Annotated in this window: 14 protein-coding genes; 13 read left to right on the top strand and 1 reads right to left on the bottom strand. The window is 29.2% G+C overall.

Annotated features, from left to right (window positions below; translation table 11 throughout):
* The first annotated feature begins 17 nt into the window (after window positions 1-17).
* From BUB01_RS07880 to BUB01_RS07940, 13 genes are all read left to right on the top strand, one after another.
* Complete coding sequence (locus tag BUB01_RS07880) at window positions 18-1160, top strand: glycerate kinase family protein (RefSeq protein WP_072986159.1); 1143 nt, start codon at window positions 18-20, stop codon at window positions 1158-1160.
* A 220-nt stretch (window positions 1161-1380) separates the two neighbouring features.
* On the top strand, window positions 1381-2910 hold the full coding sequence (locus tag BUB01_RS07885; protein ID WP_072986160.1) for a response regulator transcription factor: 1530 nt from the start codon (window positions 1381-1383) through the stop codon (window positions 2908-2910).
* Between the two features lie 115 nt (window positions 2911-3025).
* Window positions 3026-4405: an alpha/beta fold hydrolase gene (locus BUB01_RS07890; RefSeq protein ID WP_084108516.1), complete on the top strand. Its 1380-nt coding sequence runs from the start codon at window positions 3026-3028 to the stop codon at window positions 4403-4405.
* A gap of 147 nt (window positions 4406-4552) precedes the next feature.
* Window positions 4553-5362: a hydrogenase small subunit gene (locus BUB01_RS07895; protein ID WP_242958385.1), complete on the top strand. Its 810-nt coding sequence runs from the start codon at window positions 4553-4555 to the stop codon at window positions 5360-5362.
* Window positions 5363-5373: 11 nt separating this feature from the next.
* Entirely contained in the window at window positions 5374-6780 is a 1407-nt protein-coding gene (locus BUB01_RS07900) for a nickel-dependent hydrogenase large subunit (protein ID WP_072986162.1), read from the top strand.
* On the top strand, window positions 6780-7247 hold the full coding sequence (locus BUB01_RS07905) for a hydrogenase maturation protease (protein WP_072986163.1): 468 nt from the start codon (window positions 6780-6782) through the stop codon (window positions 7245-7247). The genes BUB01_RS07900 and BUB01_RS07905 overlap by 1 nt, the downstream gene beginning before the upstream one ends.
* Window positions 7240-7524: a hydrogenase maturation nickel metallochaperone HypA/HybF gene (locus BUB01_RS07910; protein WP_072986164.1), complete on the top strand. Its 285-nt coding sequence runs from the start codon at window positions 7240-7242 to the stop codon at window positions 7522-7524. The genes BUB01_RS07905 and BUB01_RS07910 overlap by 8 nt, the downstream gene beginning before the upstream one ends.
* Window positions 7484-8140, top strand: a complete 657-nt coding sequence (gene hypB / locus BUB01_RS07915; protein ID WP_072986165.1) for a hydrogenase nickel incorporation protein HypB — start codon at window positions 7484-7486, stop codon at window positions 8138-8140. The genes BUB01_RS07910 and hypB overlap by 41 nt, the downstream gene beginning before the upstream one ends.
* A gap of 38 nt (window positions 8141-8178) precedes the next feature.
* Window positions 8179-10458 (top strand): carbamoyltransferase HypF, encoded by a 2280-nt coding sequence (gene hypF, locus BUB01_RS07920; protein WP_072986166.1) that lies wholly within the window; start codon window positions 8179-8181, stop codon window positions 10456-10458.
* 4 nt (window positions 10459-10462) lie between these two features.
* Window positions 10463-10693: a HypC/HybG/HupF family hydrogenase formation chaperone gene (locus BUB01_RS07925; RefSeq protein WP_072986167.1), complete on the top strand. Its 231-nt coding sequence runs from the start codon at window positions 10463-10465 to the stop codon at window positions 10691-10693.
* Window positions 10690-11724 carry a hydrogenase formation protein HypD gene (hypD, locus tag BUB01_RS07930; RefSeq protein WP_072986168.1) on the top strand — a complete coding sequence of 345 codons (1035 nt, stop codon included), beginning with the start codon at window positions 10690-10692 and terminating at the stop codon, window positions 11722-11724. Before BUB01_RS07925 ends, hypD begins: the two co-directional genes overlap by 4 nt.
* Window positions 11725-11778: 54 nt before the next feature.
* Window positions 11779-12783 carry a hydrogenase expression/formation protein HypE gene (hypE, locus tag BUB01_RS07935; RefSeq protein WP_072986307.1) on the top strand — a complete coding sequence of 335 codons (1005 nt, stop codon included), beginning with the start codon at window positions 11779-11781 and terminating at the stop codon, window positions 12781-12783.
* Window positions 12784-12976: 193 nt separating this feature from the next.
* The gene (locus BUB01_RS07940) at window positions 12977-13540 is read left to right on the top strand and encodes a DUF1003 domain-containing protein (RefSeq protein ID WP_072986169.1); all 564 of its coding nucleotides are present in this window, start codon (window positions 12977-12979) and stop codon (window positions 13538-13540) included.
* Window positions 13541-13605: 65 nt separating this feature from the next.
* On the opposite strand, the gene BUB01_RS07945 is transcribed toward BUB01_RS07940, so the two are convergent.
* Window positions 13606-15864 (bottom strand): glycosyl hydrolase family 18 protein, encoded by a 2259-nt coding sequence (locus tag BUB01_RS07945; protein WP_143152469.1) that lies wholly within the window; start codon window positions 15862-15864, stop codon window positions 13606-13608.
* Between the last annotated feature and the right edge of the window lie 267 nt (window positions 15865-16131).

Here is a 16131-nt window from a genome sequence, read left to right on the forward strand (position 1 = left end):
TTTTTTGTGAGGTTAGAATGAAGAAAGATTTAGTTATTGTTTTAGCACCAGATTCATTTAAAGAAAGCATGACAGCGAAAGAAGCTTGTGAAGCGATGGAAAAGGGAATAAAGAAGGCAAATAAGAATATAAAATGTATTCACGTACCTATGGCTGATGCTGGAGAGGGAACGATGAAATCTCTAGTTGATGCTACTAATGGTCAAATTTATAAAGCAAAAGTAATTGGACCATTAGGAAATGAAGTTGAAGCAAGCTATGGTATTCTTGGAGATGAAGAAACAGGAGTATTAGAAATGGCTAGTGCTAGTGGGATTCATTTAGTTCCTATTAATGAAAGAAATCCTTTAAAAATAACAACTTATGGAGCAGGACAGCTTATTAAAGATTGTTTAGATAAAGGTGTAAAAAGGTTATTAATAGGTATTGGTGGAAGTGCAACTAATGATGGTGGTACAGGAGTAATTCAAGCTTTAGGTGGAAAGCTTTTAGATGAAGATAACAAAGAATTAGGCTTTGGTGGTGGAGAATTATCAAAGTTAGTAAGAATTGATGCTGCTAAATTAGATGATAGACTAAAAAATATTGTTATAGAAGTAGCTTGTGATGTAACTAATCCTCTTTGTGGAGAAAATGGAGCATCAAAGGTTTTTGGCGGGCAAAAGGGCGCAACACCTGAAATGATAGAAATACTTGATAATAATTTAAAGCATTATGCCAAAATTATAAAAGAGCAACTTAGCAAAGATATTATTGATGTAAAAGGAGCTGGAGCAGCTGGGGGCTTAGGTGCAGGACTTATGGCCTTTTTAGATGTAAAGCTTAAAAGAGGTGTAGAATTAGTAATTCAATATGCAGCTTTAGAAGAAAAAATTAAAAATGCAGATATGGTGTGGACTGGAGAAGGAAGCATTGATTTTCAAACTCAATATGGCAAAACACCTTTAGGAGTTGCAACGGTTGCTAAAAAATATAATAAGCCAGTTGTTGCCTTAGCGGGAAGAGTTGGAGAAGGTGTAGATATATTATATACGAAAGGAATAGATTCAATATTTGGCATTATGAAAGGTGCAACTTCTATTGAGCAAGCATTAGCAGATGGAAAGAAAAATATTGAAAACACAGCTGAGAATATAATAAGGTTAATTAATATTTTATAATTAATAAAAATATTATACGTATTAGTTGATAGAAATTTAAAAATTTCACACAGGGTAACAACTATATAAAATATTTATTAGGAAATTAATTATGTTGAAGTTTAAGGATTAATATGATAATTTAGGAATGATAAGGGTGTTTGAAATTTGTTAATTTTATAAAAAATAAATTAATATATCTTAAATAACTTATTAAAATTTATGAATGGAGTAAAAAGATTTGCTAATAAATAATAATTTTAAAAATAACTTTGAAAAATTTATCAATGAAGAAGATACAGTTAGCTTTTTTGATAGAAATATTGAAAAGAATATTTGTTCAGAAAATTTATTTACTTATTATCAGATAATTAAAGATATAGATGTATCAAAATCTAAAAAAGAATTTCCTAAGCTTGTTAAAGCATGGCTTGCTATATTAAGTGGTGATAATGCTGAACTAAGTACTATTTTAAATTGTATTGATCAAAAAAAATTTTGTAATGATTATGAACAATCGTGTTATTATTCTTTAAGTGGATTTATAGAATTTTTAAATGGTGGTAAAAATGATATTAAATATTCTAAGTTAGCCATTGATATTTTAAATGAAGGGGATACTAGCTTTATCATGGCTAATGCTAAATTAACATATGCTCAAATTCTTGTTAATAAAGGAATTTACAAAGATGCTATTTTGATGTTTTCACAGTCATATCAGTTATTCTATTCTCGTAATTTAAATTTTCCATCAGCAATAGCCTTCGTTAATGAAATGCTTACTAGGTATAAGATTGGAGAGTTTTATAAAGTTATTGATGAGAGTAACAAATTATTATTTATGGTAGATAGCTTTAAAAATGAGACAGACGATTTTTGGAAGTTAATACATTTGCCTCTTGGAATGTGTTATTACGAAATGAATAAGCCTAACTTAGCTATTGAAAATTTAGAGATTGCTGGGTTAATTATTAACAAATCTAATCTTTTTCATATGTATGGGATAGTTGAATTATACTTATTCAAGTCTTATAGTATATTAAAAGATAAGGATGGAATGAAAAAAGTTTTAAATCAAGCAATAAATAGTCTTGGAAATATGCATTATATTAAGACTGATTTTATTATTTCAATATTTAGAGTAATTACTACAGAAGAAAGTGATTATAAACAAATACAAGCAGACATTGAAAAGCTTGAATTGCAATATAGTAAAAGTGGTACAAGAAGTAATATACTTCTTATTCAAACATTAGCTTATCTTACATTAAGGGGAGTAAGTAATGCTATTAATAAAGAAGCTTTAAAAGAAGTTTTAGAAAGATTACAGAATATTAAACTAATTCCTTATATTCAAGTGTTTTTAATCTTACTTTGTGAATTTAATTATAGAGATAAGTGTGAAAAAGAAGCATTAGAAAGTCTTGAAGAAGCAGTTTGCATTTATAAAGACTACGGTGTTAGTGCAGGTCTTTATCTATTTAAACTTAAGTCTATACATTTATTAGAAGGTATTGATAATGATTTGTACAAAAATATAATATCAAAAAATCATGAAAAATCTAATAGTAATAAAAGTTTATTGCTTTCAGAAAGAGAAAAGGAAATACTAGTGCTTATTGCAGTTGGAAAGAGTAATGATGAAATTAGTAAAGTATTACATATAACCATAGGAACTGTAAAATGGCATATTAATAATATATATAGTAAATTATATGTGAAGAATAGAATACAAGCTATTGAAAAAGCAAAAGAGCTTGGTGAAATATAAATTAGTGCCCTAACTTTGGTTAGGGCACTAATTTGTATTTTTTTGGTATAATAAAAATAAACAATATATGGTAATTGATTTGACAATATTTTGTTAAAAATGAAGGGAGTATAACATGGAAGCAGGGGTAAAAGAAAATACAAATAAGCAAAAAAGAAATTATTGTATAAGAAAATGGATATATGTATTTATAAGTGCAATAATTACTATCACTATTTATATAGCATTAATTAGACCACATCTAACTAATACTATGATAGCTGTAAAAATAGAGTTAGCAATAGCTGGAGTTTTAATAATAGCCTTTATTATTTCAATAATAATTATTTTAATAACATTAATTTTTACAGCGGTTACTGCACTGAGAAAGAAAAAAAGATATAGAATTAAAATATGGGGAGCAAGACTTAAAAAACAAACTATTTTTTTATTAATAACAACAGTATTAATTGGTTTAGCTACAGTAGGGTCACAACAATTAGTTTATACACCAGCTATCCTAGGGGCAGATGGGAAAGTAATTCCTAATAGTATAGCTAAACTTGAAAAAGTAAATATCAATGGGAAAAATGAATGGATTAGCATACGTGGAAAGAGTACAGATAAGCCACTATTATTATTTTTAGCAGGTGGTCCAGGTGGAACACAAATGGCTGCAACAAGGGATAAACTTAAAGATTTAGAAGAGCATTTTATTGTTGTGAATTGGGATCAACCTGGTTCTGGTAAATCTTATAATGCAGTGTCCTCACATACTGAATTAAGCACTGAAAGATATGTTTCTGATGCTTATGAACTAACAAAGTATTTATGTAAGAAATTTAATAAAGATAAGATTTATGTAGTAGGAGAATCATGGGGAAGTGCCTTAGGAATATTACTTGCACAAAAGCATCCAGAGTTATTTTATGCATTTATAGGGACTGGTCAGATGGTTGATTTTAAAGAAACAGAGAAATTAGATTATAATTTTGTACTTAAGCTTGCGAAAGAGCGTAATGATAATAAGTTGATTAAAAAATTAGAAACTCAAGGACCACCACCTTATTATGAAGAAAATGCATTAATGAAACAAAAGAATTATTTAATGTATATTACCAATTATATGGTTAAAAATCCGGCTATTTCAAATAGTAACTACAATACATTTAGTGATATAGCAGGACCTGAATATGGATTATATGATAAGGTTAATTATTTTAGGGGATTAGTGAAGTCTATGAATAATTTTTATCCTAAATTATATGATGTAGATTTTCGTAAGCAAGCTAAAAAAATAGATGTTCCAGTATATTTTTTTGAGGGACGGCATGATGTTAATGCACCTACAGAATTAGCAGAAGAGTATTACAATTTATTAAATGCTCCTAGTAAAAAAAATATTTGGTTTGAACACTCAGGACATGATGTATGGAGGAACGAACCAGAAAAATTTATAGATACATTGGTAAATATAGTCTTAAAAGAAACAGGAAATAAAGTTGTAGTGAGATAATTACTAAAATAGTTTATTTAATGTATAAAACTAATATTGAAAAAATAGATTTTATTAGAGCATATAAAATCTATTTTTTTTATATGTCTAAACATTAAATCTTAGGAAGGTGTTATATTGGCAAGAAAAGTATGTCAAAGAGAAGTAATAACGTCAGCTTTAACAAAAGTAGAAACTGATAAAAAGTTAAATCTTATTTGGTTAGAGGCTTGCGGTTGCTCTGGAAATATAATTTCACTTTTAGATGCTAATAATCCTGATGTTCCATATCTTTTAACTCAAATGGTAACTATGACTTATAACAATAGTATTATGGGAGCAGAGGGAGATAAAGCTTTTGAAAAATTTCTTGAAACTTTAGATACAGAATTTATTTTAGCAGTAGAAGGTTCTATAACTACAAGAGATAATGGGCTTTACAATATTGTGGCTAATTATAATGGCAAGAATATTTCAGCAGCTGAGGCGGTAACTCTTGCAGCAGGAAAGGCAAAGTATGTTCTAGCAGTTGGCACATGTGCTTCTTATGGAGGAATATCAGCAGCAAGACCTAACCCTTCTTTAAGTAAAAGCGTACCAGATTTTCTTCAACAAAAAGTTATAAGAATTCCAGGGTGTCCTGCTAATCCTCAATGGGTAATCAGTACTATAGCACATTTGATTTCACATGGTTTACCTGAGTTGGATGCAGAGGGAAGGCCTCTGTTTTTATATGATGCAACCATACACACTTATTGTTCGAGGAGATCATTTTTTGACAAAAAAATTTTTGCAACTAAGCTTGGAGATAAAGAGTGTTTATTCAATTTGGGTTGTAGAGGACCAATTACAAGATCAGATTGTCCCATAAGAAAATGGAATGATAGGATAAATTGGCCAGTAGAAGATAATACCCCTTGTATTGGTTGTGTAAATAAGGGTTTTCCTGATGCAATGGAACCCTTTATTAATTTATAGGAGCTTATGATATGAAAGAAAAAGTTATAATAAATCCTATTACAAGAATAAGTGGCTTTATGCAAATCGAGGTTACTATAGAAAAAAATACAGTAATTGATGCTAGGAATACTGGATTTCTATTTAGAGGTTTTGAAGAAATGCTAAAGGGGAGATCACCTTTTGATTCTATTTACTTTACTGAAAGAATATGTGGTATATGTTCTACTGCTCATGGTTTTGTAGCTGCTACTGCTTTAGAAGATGCTTTGAAAGTTGTTCCAGATGAAAATGGAAGTATATTAAGACAAATAATGCATGGATGCGAGTTTTTACAAAATCATATAAGACATTTTTATCAGTTTACAGTACCTGATTATGTGCCTATAAATGTCGAACCAGCTAAGAATATACATGGAATTAGGTATAAACTTCCAAAAGAAATTAATGAACGTTTAAATAATCATTATATTGAATCCTTTAAATTTAGTAGACTAGGACATAAAATGCTTGCACTTTTAGGAGGAAAAGCTCCTCATGCTCATGGTATTTTTGTAGGAGGTGCAACTGTTAATATTGATGCATCAAAAATAATTGAACTTAAATCCATGATGTTTTCAATTAAGGATTTTGCACAAAATATAATGCTTGAAGATGCAAATATAATAGCAAAGTATTATCCAGAGGATTTTAGAAATGGAAAGAGTTATGGTAATTTTTTAAGTTATGGAGCTTTTGATATGCCATTTAATACTCCCAAACCTTATGTGAAAAGTGGAGTTATTATAAATAATGTACGAGAGGATTTTGATGTAAATAAAATAGATGAGGATATTGTTTATTCTTATTATTCAGATACTAAAGCGGTGTTAACAAATAAAGATAGTAATTGGCAGCCTGATACAAACAAAAAAGATGCGTATACTTGGATTAAGGCAGCTAGATATAAGGGACTTCCTATGGAAGTAGGGCCATTAGCTAGACTATGGATAAATGGGGAATATACTAGTGGAATAGCAACTTTGGATAGAACTATGGCTAGAGTTATAGAGCTTATAAAGGTATGTGATATAGTGGAAAACCTTATAGACAAGGTTAAGCTTAAACCTGTGATTCAGCAAAAATGGGAAATACCTGAAATATCTAGTGGAGTTGGAACTAGGGACACTACAAGGGGAGCTTTAGCCCACTGGATAAGTATTGAAGGGAAAAAAATTAAAAACTATAATATCATAACACCATCAGGGTGGAATATATCTCCCGAAGATTCTAAAGGCAATAAAGGAGTAATAGAAAAATCTTTAATTGGAACTTATGTGGAGGATGCAAAAAATCCTTTTGAGGTAGGTAGGATAATAAGATCCTTTGATCCATGTATTTCCTGTGCAACTCATATTATAAGTGATAGATTTGAGGATTTTAGTATGAGGATTGTTTAATGATTAAGATTATTGGTATAGGAAATCTATTAATGGGTGATGATGGTGTAGGTGTTAAGGTTATTCAGAAAATTGAAGATAAAATAAATAAGTTGAATTTAAATATAAAATGCATACAAGCAGAAACAGATGTTAACTATGCATTAGATAATATAGATAATGGTGATTTTTTATTTATTATAGATAGTACTTTATTAGGGAAAAAGGCTGGAGAAATAACTCAAATTTCATTAGAGGAAGCTTCAAAATATAAAAATAATTCATTGTCTATACACGATATGAGTTTACTTTCATTGATTGAAAATTTGGATATAGAGGTAAAAGGAGTTATTTTAGGCATTGAAGTTATAGAAGTAAGTTTTAGTTTAGATATTTCTCAAGAAATAAAGGAAAGTTTTGAACAAATTTGCGAAGAGGTATATGAAATTATTTTAGAATATATCAAAAAAGGAGAATTCAATGCATGAAGCATCTATAGCATTTGAAATATATGAAATAGTACAAGAGAATATAAATTTATACAAGCTTAAAAATGTAACACTAATAGTTATTAAGGTGGGAAGCTTTAATGGAATAGATAAAGCTTCTCTTAAGTTTGCATTTGAGGCTATAAGTAAAGGAACAAAATGTAAAGATGCAAAAATAGTTATAGAGGAAATAAAAGGCTTTGAATTAATGATAGAAAGGATAGAGGGAGAAGAGGATGAAGAGTATAGAAGTGAAAAAAAGAATACTACAATCTAATACAGAATTTGCAGAAAGAAATAGAAGGTTATTAAAAGAAAAAGGATTAGTGACTCTAAATATATTTGGTTCTCCTGGGGCTGGGAAGACTTCAATTCTTGAAAAAGTAATAAGGAATATGAAAGATAAGGTGTCAATTGGTGTTATAGAAGGAGATTTATATACTACAAAAGATGGGATGAGAATAGAGGGACAAGGAATTCCTGTTGTTCAAATAAATACTTGTGGAGCATGTCACTTAGATGCTGCAATGGTAGAAGAGTCTATACAAGCTATGAATATAGAAAAGTTAGATGTACTTTTTATAGAGAATATAGGAAACCTAGTATGTCCAGCGTCCTATGATTTAGGAGAAGATAAAAGAATAACAGTATTAAGTATTACAGAAGGAAATGATAAGCCTCTTAAATATCCATTTATATTTAAGCAGTCAGATGCTGTTGTTTTAAATAAGATGGATATTATTGAGTTTACAGATTTTAATTTAGATGAGTTTTATGAAGATATATATTTATTAAATAAAGATATAAAGGTGTTTTTAGTATCGGCACGGAGTGGAGAAGGAATTAGTGAATTTTGCAATTACTTAGAAAGCAAATTAGTAAAAAATAATTGATAATTGCAAGTGAACTTATAGATAGGATTTGAGTATTTATGATTAGAAAATATATATTGATAAGTGGACTGGTGCAAGGCGTTGGGTTTAGACCTTTTGTATATAAAATAGCAATGGAAAATGATTTAAAAGGCTTTATAAAAAATAGTAGTATAGGAGTAATTATAGATGTTGAAGGCGGAGAAGCTTCAATAGATAGTTTTATTAGAGAATTAAAAGAAAATGGACCAGAACTTTTAAATATTGAAAAAATGATTATAGAAGACAAGGTAGTACAAAGTTATAAAACATTTGAAATAAGGGAAAGTCTTAAATCAAGTGAAGGACTTACATTTATTTCACCTGATTTGGGTATTTGTAGAGCTTGTTATGAAGATATTAAAGATAAAAAAAATAAGAGATATAGATATCCATTTACTAATTGTACAAATTGTGGACCAAGATATTCAATAATAAAAATACTTCCTTACGATAGGAAGTGTACAACTATGAGCTTTTTTAAAATGTGTAAGAGTTGTAATGAGGAATATAAAAATGTATTAGATAGAAGATTTCATGCACAACCTAATTGTTGTCCAGAGTGTGGTCCTAAGTTGGAATTAGTTGATAAATTTGGGGATAAGGTAAATACGGAGGACCCAATTAGGGAAGCAATTAAATTTATAAAAGAAGGTAAAATATTATCAATTAAGGGTATAGGTGGTTTTCATTTAGTATGTGACGGAAAAAATGAAGAAGTAATTAAGCATCTTAGAGAAAAAAAGCATAGACCTAGAAAACCATTTGCAATAATGCTTAAGGATATTGAAACAGTAAAGAAATATTGTATTGTGTCAATTGAGGAAGAAAAGTTATTAACAAGCAATAAAAGTCCTATAGTGTTATTAGAAAGAAGAGAAGATATACTCCCTAGTAATATAGCACCTAACAATAAGACATTAGGTATTATATTACCGTATACGCCATTACATTATCTGCTTTTTGATGATGACTTAGAGGTACTTATTATGACAAGTGCCAATCTTAATAGTATGCCTATAATATATGAAAATAAACAAGCTATAGATAATTTATTTGATATAGTGGATTACTGTCTTATACATGATAGATATATATATACTGCGGTTGATGATTCTGTAACTAGAGTTATTTTGGGTGAAGAAAGAGTTATCAGATTAGCAAGAGGGTATGCACCAACATATTTGAAAGGTGAAAATTTTAAAGAAAGCTTAAGTTTTGGTCCGTGCTTAAAAAATAATTTTTGCTTTTGTAAGGATGAAAATATAATTTTAAGTCAGTATATAGGTGATTTGGATAATTTAGAAACTTTAAATAGATATGATAAAGCTATGGGAAATTTATTAAGCATTTATAATATAAATCCAAAACTAATAGTTTATGATAATCATCCGAGTATCTTTTCTAACTTATATGTGGATAGGTTCAAGGGGAAAATGGTAGGCGTTTATCATCATCATGCACATATTGTTAGTGTTCTTTTTGAGAATAGAATAAAAGATAAAGTTATTGGAATTGTTTATGATGGTTCAGGTTATGGAGAGGATGGAACTATATGGGGAGGAGAATTTTTAATAACTAACTGTAGAGAGTTCAAAAGAGTTGGACATTTGAATAAAGTAAAGATGCCTGGAGGAGACAAAGCAGCTATAGAACCAATAAGAATGGCTATCTCTTATTTATATATGTTGTATAAAGAGGATGACAGTTGTATAAGTAATACTAATATATTGAGTTTATTCAATCGTAGTCAAGCAATATCTAAAAAAGAACAATTATATATTGATATGATTAAAAAGGATGTGAATTGTCCTTATACATCAAGTATGGGAAGATTATTTGATGCGGTTTCATATATGTTAGGTTTTAATAAAAAAAGTACATTTGAAGGTGAAGCAGCTATTTATTTAGAAAATATATCAGATGTTAGAATTAATACAAGTTATGATTTTGATATACAGCTAATAAATGAAAAATATATTATAAATACAGATAAAATTATTAAAGGTATAATTCAAGATTTAAAATTGCAAGTTGCAAAACATATTATTTCTATGAAGTTTCATAATACCGTAATTGAGTTTACAGTTACTTTATGCTCAAAGTTATCACAAGTTTATGGAATAAAAAAGGTTGCACTTAGTGGTGGGGTATTTCAAAACAAAATCCTTTTAGAAGGAATATATAATATTTTAAAGAAGAAAAACTTTGAAGTTTATATTAATAAGCAAATACCTTGTAATGATGGTGGTATTTCCTTAGGTCAATTAGTAATAGCAAATGAAAGGGAGTTGAATTAAAGATATGTGCATTGCAGTTCCTCTGAAGGTTATAGAATTACATGAGGATGAAGCCATTGTATGCTATAAAGGTGTAAGCATTCAAGTTAATATGTCTCTTTTAGAAGAAGTTAAATTAGGAGATTATGTTCTTGTACACGCCGGTTGTGCTATAGAAAAGATGGATAAAATACAAGGCGAAAAAACAAAAGAATTATTTGAACAAATTTTTTCTATTGAGGATGGTGAACTATGAAATCAATAGAAATAGATAAAGATATAATCATAATGGAGATTTGTGGAACTCATACTATGTCAATCTTAAGGAGTGGTATAAAAAAGATACTTCCAAGTAACATAAAATTAATTAGTGGGCCAGGCTGTCCAGTGTGTGTTACAAATCAAGGATATATAGATGTAGCAATTGAGTTAAGTAAGAGAGAAGATATAATAATAACGACTTTTGGAGATATGATTAATATACCAGGAACCAAAGAATCCTTAAAAATTCGCAAAGCTTTAGGGAGTGATATAAGAGTTGTTTATTCACCATTAGAGGCTATAAATATAGCTAAAAAAAATCCTAATAAGGAAGTTGTATTTTTGGGAATAGGCTTTGAAACTACAGCTCCAACAATTGCCCTTACTATAAAGAAGGGCCATGATTTAAACTTAAAGAATTTTAGTGTGTTTAGTTCATTAAAAACAATGCCTGAAGTTATAAAAATGTTGCTTAAGGATAAGGAAGTTAAGGTAGATGGAATTATTTGTCCAGGACATGTAAGTACTATAATTGGAGAAAAGGATTTTTATTTTATTAGTGATGAATTAAATATACCAGCAGTTATATCTGGATTTGATGATAAGGATGTTATGGCAGCAATTTATTTATTGATTGATATGATAAAACAGAACAAATATAATTTTAAAAATATTTATGGTAGATTTGTTAAGTACAATGGGAACGAAAAAGCTAAAGAATTAATGAGCGATGTTTTTAAGGTTTCTAACAGTATATGGAGAGGAATTGGATTAATAGAAAATAGTGGTTTAGCAATTGATGACAAATATAGTGAATATAATGCAGAGATAAAGTTTAGTTTGAAAATAGAGGAAAGTGTAGCTTTAAAAGGATGTATTTGTGGAGAGATACTACAAGGCAAAAAAACTCCAGTAGATTGTAGTTTTTTTGGTAAACAATGTACTCCTAATAATCCTATAGGTGTTTGTATGGTATCTAGAGAGGGATGCTGCGGAGTATATTATAGATATTCAGATAAGATATAGTTGAAAGAGAGAAGTTGAGTGATTTATATAAATGTAGTGAGAGGTGAGGGGAATATGGAGATTATAACATTATCTCATGGAGAGGGCGGGAAAAGTACACATGAGATTATTAATAAGATATTTTATAAACATTTTTCTAATGAAATACTTATGCAGCAAGGAGATTCAAGTATAGTTAAAGAGTTAAATGGTAAAATTGCTGTTACTACAGATTCTTATGTAATAAATCCAATATTTTTTCCAGGAGGAGATATAGGTAAGTTATCTATATGTGGAACAATAAATGATTTAGCTGTAAGTGGAGCAACACCCCTTTATATTACAGTTGGTTTTATATTAGAAGAAGGATTAAAGCTTAGTGATTTAGAGAGAATTGTTACATCTATGTCAGAAACAGCAAAGGTATGTGGAGTAAAGATAATTGCTGGGGATACAAAGGTAGTGGAAAAAGGTAGGGGGGATAGGCTTTATATTAATACTACTGGGATAGGAATAATTAAAAATGATTTTAATTTAACTGGTACAAATATAAAACCTGGTGATAAAGTTATTGTAAGTGGTACTTTAGGTGATCATGGTATAACCATACTATGTCAAAGAACTGAGTTAAATTTTGACTCACAAATAAAAAGTGATTGTAATTCACTACATTTATTAATTGAAGATATATTAAAAGTAAGTAAAGAAGTGAAATTTATTAGGGACATAACTAGGGGAGGATTAGCAACTAATCTGAATGAAATACTACAAGAAAAGCAAGTAAGTGTAGTATTAAAGGAAAAAAGTATTCCAATAAAGAATGAAGTAGAAGCTGTTTGTGAGATATTGGGCCTTGATCCATTATATATAGCAAATGAGGGTAAGCTTGTTCTGATAGTTTCTAGTGAAGATGCTGATAATATTATTAAAGTTATGAGAAATAATCCACTAGGAAAGGATGCAACTATAATAGGGGAGGTAATAAGAGATAGTACTGAACAAGTATATCTAAAAACTGCAATTAATGGCACCAGAATTTTAGGAATGGCTGAGGGTGAAATCATACCTAGAATATGCTAGATTAAAATTAATATAGATAAAAAATATACACTTTTCATTTTTATATTATTAAGTTAAAAATAATACTATAGTGTTTATTAGTAGGAATATTATTTTTAACTTGATAATCATAAGTTACGATAAAAGTAATTAATAAGATAATATAAAAATACATAAATTAAAAATGAAACTATAATATTAAGGAGAATTTTATATGAAGGATATAAGTTTTTATAGTAAAGAAGATTTAGTAAGAGAAATATTAAAAAAAGATAAAGACTTAAAAGGTAGTAATATTGATGAAGATTTACTACATGAGCTTATTAGTGGAAAAATATCAAGTAATATAAATAATGCACATGATGAAAATCTAACATTAGGACAAAAAACTGCTGATAAGATAGCTGCCTTTGGCGGTAGTTGGACCTTTATCATTACTTTTGGATTTATATTATTGGTTTGGATTGTAGGAAATGCTGTTGTTTTAAATCAGAAAGCTTTTGATCCATATCCATTTGTATTCTTAAATTTAATATTATCATGTCTTGCTGCAATACAAGCACCTATAATTATGATGTCACAAAATCGTCAATCAGAAAGAGATAGATTAACTGCTGCAAATGACTATCTTGTTAATTTAAAGTCTGAGATTATAGTAGAAGATTTACATTATAAGTTGGATGTATTGATGGAAAGGCAAGAGGAATATAAGAAAGAGCAAGAGAAGTTATTAAAAATAATAGAAGGGTTAAAAAATGATTTTACCAAATATGACTAATAAAATGAGTATACAAAAAAGTGGATTTTAATAAATCCACTTTTTATATTTATTAACTTTATAGATTAATTAACTGTAATTGATAGAATATTACTTGTTGAAGTGCCTTTTGAATTAGATAATTCAACATAGTAATTATAGCTTCCTTTTTCTTTATTATTTATATCGAAATTAACTATTTGAGCAGTTGGAGTTTTATCTTCAAGTCTTTGTTGTTTTATTACTTTGCCGTTTTCATAGAGTTTGACCATAGTACCATTGTTACCCCAGTAAGAATTCATGGTAAGTGTAAAAGTACTTGCACCATTCCAATTATTTGTTGAAAGATTTGGTAGGGCTGGCTTGTCAGTTGCTATTTCAGTGGTAGAAAGGTGCGTTACTTCTACTTGCATAGTTCCACCTACGGCTTTACCTCCAGAAACATTGGTTAATTCTGCCCTATAATTATAAAAACCATCTGCTTTACTGGAAAAGGTTTTCTTTATAGTTTGAGAAGACGTGCCATCTACTTTATCAGTAGAGATTAATTTATCATTTTCGTACAGAATTAAAGTATCAGCTTTATTATTTTCCTGAAGAACTATAGAAATATTGTAGTTACCACTGTTAACAGAATTGTCCACAGAGATTGATGGATATATAATGCCACCTATTGTTGGAGGTAAAGTACAAGGTGGTACAACAACAGTTATTTCTTTACTTGTTGATGAGCCAAATTTGTTTAATAATTGAACAGTATATTTATAAGAGCCTGGTGCTTTTAAAAATATAGTTTTTGAAATAGTAGTAGCATTTAAATTATCTATAGATTGTTCTAAAATAACATTAGAACCTTCAAATATTTTTACAGTATTTGCATTGCTATATTGTTTTATATTTGCAGTTATAGTATAGTTACCCTCAGGAGAAACTGTGGTTGTAGAAATTGATGGAGTTATTGGCTCAGCATCAAAAACAGGTGGTCTTAAATTATCTTTGAAACCATTATAAATAATATTTGTTAGTGTTGAACCTTTCATTGGAGCATCACCAGAAAGCTCCCAGAATATTATTCCACCATAATTATTTTGGTTAACATAACTAATCTTTGCATTTAAACTTATCTCATCTTCATAGGTATACATCTCACCTCTAGATTCACTATATAGATAGGGAGACTGGGAGTAAGGTTCTCTGTATTTTTTGAAAGAAGAGTCTTTTTCCATTTCTTGAACCTTATAATATGGGTTACAGCCGGCTGGTACACCACCATCCCAAGCTCCTCGTGCACCTCCAGTAGCTGAAGCATATAATCCAGGCAATTCTTTAATAGGGCCATCATTTTTAACGCCTGTCCATCCTCTTGAGTAATAAGGGGAGCCAACTATAAGCTTATCTTTTGGTATACCATAATTTTGGAATAGTTGTAATGATGCATCTACATTATAGTAGTCTTTAATTAATGGACTGGCAGTATCATTAGGATTTTTGTAAAGAGGAGATTGAAGACCTGTTTTATTATCCCAAGCACCTCTCATATCATAAGTCATAACATTAATGAAATCTAAATACTTAGAATATTTATCAGGTTCTGTTTTTTCAATTTTGTCTTTACCAGAGCCTACTGCAGCACTTAGTTCGTAGTATTTTGAGTCAGTTTTACCAGCATCGGTTAAAGCTGTTTTTAGGTCTTGAAGTAGTAAAGTAAAGGTTTGTTTTTCGCTGTCATCTGCATTTGGAGTTCCTTGATCATTTGGGTTATCATTTTTATCAGGTTCTCTCTTAAAAGTAGGATATTCCCAATCTATATCAACTCCATCAAAACCATAGGTACGTATGAAATCAACAGCACTAGCTGCAAATTTCTTTCTACTTTTTGGAGTTGCAGCAGCATCATGAAAGCCAGCAGATTGTGACCAGCCACCAACAGAAATTAAGACTCTAGTATTTGGATATTTTTCTTTAAATTTTTTTATTTGTCCGAAGTTGCCATTATAAGGTGAGTCCCAAGATTGTCCAAAAGTGATTCCATTAGCTGCCCAATCGTCAAATACTGCTACTTTTCCATCTTTAATAGTTGCAAAAGCATAATTAATATGAGTTACTTTATCCCATGGAATATTAGAAATGTAATATTGATTATGACCTGCATAAACACTCCATTCAGTAAAGTATGCAACTATTCTTTTGTTTCCTACAGAAGTTTGAGTTTGTGTAAGTGTTTTTTTAGTATTTTGGCTACTTAAAGTAGTAGCCTTAGCAGTCACTGGCATTATTGCAGATAATGCAATTGTACAAGCAACAACTTTTGACAAGGTACTTTTAAATAATTTTCCCTTAATCAAGGTTTTTCCCTCCTAATTATTAATTTTAGAGAATAAGATATAATTTTCTATTCTCAACATAAATATATTCACTATAAATACCGATTTAAAACGTTTTCTAAAGATTTCATGACAAAAATTTTTCGCCTTTTTCTTTTAAATTTTTCAATTATTTTAAAGTATATTAGATAAAGTTAAATCTATAATAAAAAATGTTTTTTTATAAACTTAAGTATTTAAAATAGAGTAATAAAGAATTTGTAATTTAAATCATTTTCACATAATTAT

Source organism: Clostridium cavendishii DSM 21758 (assembly GCF_900141845.1).
In the GTDB taxonomy this organism is placed as follows: domain Bacteria; phylum Bacillota; class Clostridia; order Clostridiales; family Clostridiaceae; genus Clostridium_AG; species Clostridium_AG cavendishii.

Bases quoted from the DNA above. Each gene is read 5' to 3' on its own strand.
- BUB01_RS07905 (WP_072986163.1), top strand. From the start codon at position 6,780: ATGATTAAGATTATTGGTATAGGAAATCTATTAATGGGTGATGATGGT.
- BUB01_RS07925 (WP_072986167.1), top strand. From the start codon at position 10,463: ATGTGCATTGCAGTTCCTCTGAAGGTTATAGAATTACATGAGGATGAA.
- hypF (WP_072986166.1), top strand. From the start codon at position 8,179: ATGATTAGAAAATATATATTGATAAGTGGACTGGTGCAAGGCGTTGGG.
- hypE (WP_072986307.1), top strand. From the start codon at position 11,779: ATGGAGATTATAACATTATCTCATGGAGAGGGCGGGAAAAGTACACAT.
- hypD (WP_072986168.1), top strand. From the start codon at position 10,690: ATGAAATCAATAGAAATAGATAAAGATATAATCATAATGGAGATTTGT.
- hypB (WP_072986165.1), top strand. From the start codon at position 7,484: ATGAAGAGTATAGAAGTGAAAAAAAGAATACTACAATCTAATACAGAA.
- BUB01_RS07940 (WP_072986169.1), top strand. From the start codon at position 12,977: ATGAAGGATATAAGTTTTTATAGTAAAGAAGATTTAGTAAGAGAAATA.
- BUB01_RS07880 (WP_072986159.1), top strand. From the start codon at position 18: ATGAAGAAAGATTTAGTTATTGTTTTAGCACCAGATTCATTTAAAGAA.
- BUB01_RS07900 (WP_072986162.1), top strand. From the start codon at position 5,374: ATGAAAGAAAAAGTTATAATAAATCCTATTACAAGAATAAGTGGCTTT.
- BUB01_RS07890 (WP_084108516.1), top strand. From the start codon at position 3,026: ATGGAAGCAGGGGTAAAAGAAAATACAAATAAGCAAAAAAGAAATTAT.
- BUB01_RS07910 (WP_072986164.1), top strand. From the start codon at position 7,240: ATGCATGAAGCATCTATAGCATTTGAAATATATGAAATAGTACAAGAG.